Annotated in this window: 1 protein-coding gene; it reads right to left on the bottom strand. The window is 44.5% G+C overall.

Features of this window, described 5'->3' with window-relative positions:
* On the bottom strand, positions 1-519 hold a 519-nt coding region (locus R8O10_RS27460), incomplete at both ends, for an AAA family ATPase (RefSeq protein WP_318192265.1).

Consider the following 519-nt stretch of genomic DNA (forward strand, 5'->3'; position numbering starts at 1 on the left):
CTTGGTTTTTTAGATATGCCAAATCGTCTCGTACTGATTTCGTTCCCGGTAAAATGATGAGATCGGCTTTATCTATCTTCTCACCTTTCCCAACATAGCGAAGATTAATGTCGGGATTTAAGCGTAAAACATCAAAGTCAGTATGATTGCTAATGCGCGTTAACACCGGAACAACCACATTTAACTTAACTTCAGAGTTCAACTCCTGCTGTGCAGTAATGGCGTCTTCGGCTTCTAGGTTCAAGCCGTGCAGATATGGCAACACGCCTAAAACAGGCTTACCCGTTTTTTCTTCTAGCCAATCCAGGCCTGATTGCAGCAAACGAATATCGCCACGAAAGCGATTAATGACAAACCCTTTTACTCTCGCCTGTTCAGATTCAGAAAGTAACGCCAATGTTCCGTATAAATGCGCAAACACACCGCCACGATCAATATCCGCAACAATGATCACTGGCACATCGGCTGCTTCCGCAAACCCCATGTTTGCGATATCGCCTTCTCTCAAGTTGATTTCCG

Origin of the sequence: Vibrio sp. 1727 (assembly GCF_033344415.1) — a bacterium.
GTDB classification, from domain to species: domain Bacteria; phylum Pseudomonadota; class Gammaproteobacteria; order Enterobacterales; family Vibrionaceae; genus Vibrio; species Vibrio alginolyticus.